Annotated in this window: 2 protein-coding genes and 1 pseudogene; all 3 read left to right on the plus strand. The window is 63.3% G+C overall.

Going from position 1 to position 1,655, the window contains the following annotated elements:
* The first annotated feature begins 94 nt into the window (after positions 1–94).
* A complete protein-coding gene (locus tag FK267_RS13270; RefSeq protein WP_141407489.1) occupies positions 95–301 on the plus strand; it encodes an actinodefensin in 207 nt (68 codons plus the stop codon).
* A gap of 242 nt (positions 302–543) precedes the next feature.
* Positions 544–1,293, plus strand: coding sequence for a transposase (locus FK267_RS13275; RefSeq protein WP_232622434.1), 750 nt, complete (start codon positions 544–546; stop codon positions 1,291–1,293).
* 43 nt (positions 1,294–1,336) lie between these two features.
* Positions 1,337–1,477, plus strand: a pseudogene (locus FK267_RS13720) (actinodefensin); the annotation flags it as partial.
* Between the last annotated feature and the right edge of the window lie 178 nt (positions 1,478–1,655).

Raw genomic sequence — 1,655 nt, forward strand, 5'->3', positions numbered from 1 at the left:
AGCAGCGACGCAGGCAGGCCCCACCCTCAACCCAGGAAGGCACGAATCTCACCCGGCTCTCCCTCGGGGAGGACCACCGGAAAGGAAAACACCAATGGACAAGTTCACCCGCCGCACCGCCACCCTGAGCGACACCGACTTCAACCAGGCCGTCACCTCCGAGACCCAGGCCCCCATCGAGGGCACCGAAGACCTTAGCTGCCCCTGGGCCGAGCGCGTCTGCGACACCCACTGCCGAAGCATCGGCTACAGGGGAGGTTATTGCGCCGGCCCCATCAAGCTCGTGTGTCACTGCTACTGAGCCAGATACAACTCGCGACCTGTCCCACACCGTAGCTGCGATAAAGGACGGGCCCCAAGCGTGGGCTGCCAGATGCTGAACATCTGGCAGCCCACATTTTCCTTCCCACCCCTCCACATTAGGAAGGTTATTCAGGGGAGGGTGTTGGGGTTTGGGTGGGTGTGTTACGCAGGGGTGATGGCTCGTTCCTGTGGGAGAATTCTTGTCGCCAGACAAAACCCCTATGGAAACGAGCCATCGCCGTGAAGTGTACCACCGGGCTGAGTGCCCATCAGCTCGCCGAGCTGACCCAGTGGATCAGCCAGAGCAAACCGCTCCACACCATCCCGGCGATCCTCGGGGTGGCCGGGTCGCTGCAGGCGACGCTGATCTACCTGCGCCACAACCTTCCCCAGGCTGCCATCGGTGAGCTGCTCGGCGTGTCCCAGCCCACCGTCTCCCGGGCCGTCAAGGCCCTCACTGAGCTGGTCACCCGCGCCCTGGACAACTACCTCATCACCGCCGAGGAGGTCGCCCCTGGCTGCGACTACGTCCTGGACGGCACCCTGATGCCCTGCTGGAGCTGGAAGGCCCACCCCGAGCTGTGGTCGGGCAAGCACAAGCGCACCGGGCTCAACATCCAGGTCCTGGTCACCCCCGCCGGTCGTCTGGTGTGGGTCTCGGATCCCTGCCCGGGCTCAACCCATGACGTCGCCGCCCTGGACGCCTCCGGCCTGCTCGAGGGCCTCGACGTCAGCGGGTGGGTCGCCGACAAGGGCTACATCGGACGGGGGATGATCACCCCACCAAGGAAGCCGGCCGGCAAACAGCTCTCCGACACCGCCAAGAAGGTCAGCCGCAGCATCAACCGGGTCAGGTACATAGTCGAGCAGGTCAACGCCCACATCAAGACCTGGAAGATCCTCAAGGAGGACTACCGACGCCCCCTGGACACATTCCCGCAAACCATCACAGCCACCCTCATGCTCTACACCTACACCACCACCCCCTGAATAACCTTCCAGACATCCGACGAGTCCTCCTNNGGCTCTTCATTCAGAGACGCACGCCCCCACCGAGGGAGCAGAATATAACTGCCCCACCGATGAGTCTCCGTGCGACCGTCACTGCAGGTATTCCGGATATCGGGGCGGCTACTGCGGAGGAGCACTCAAGACCTCCTGCCGCTGTTATTAATTCAATCAGCGATATCCCAACACACAGGGCCACACCACCTGATTCATCTTTCGTGCGAGTAGCTCTGTCAACCTGATGCCGCCGGCATCGCATTACAGGCTTCCCCCGATCCGGGGAAGGTGCGCGGAGACATTCACCCGCGCGCCCACACCCTCCCACGGTAACCACCCGGGGAGAC

The sequence above is a fragment of the Actinomyces oris genome, from assembly GCF_006546825.1.
GTDB lineage: Bacteria > Actinomycetota > Actinomycetes > Actinomycetales > Actinomycetaceae > Actinomyces > Actinomyces oris.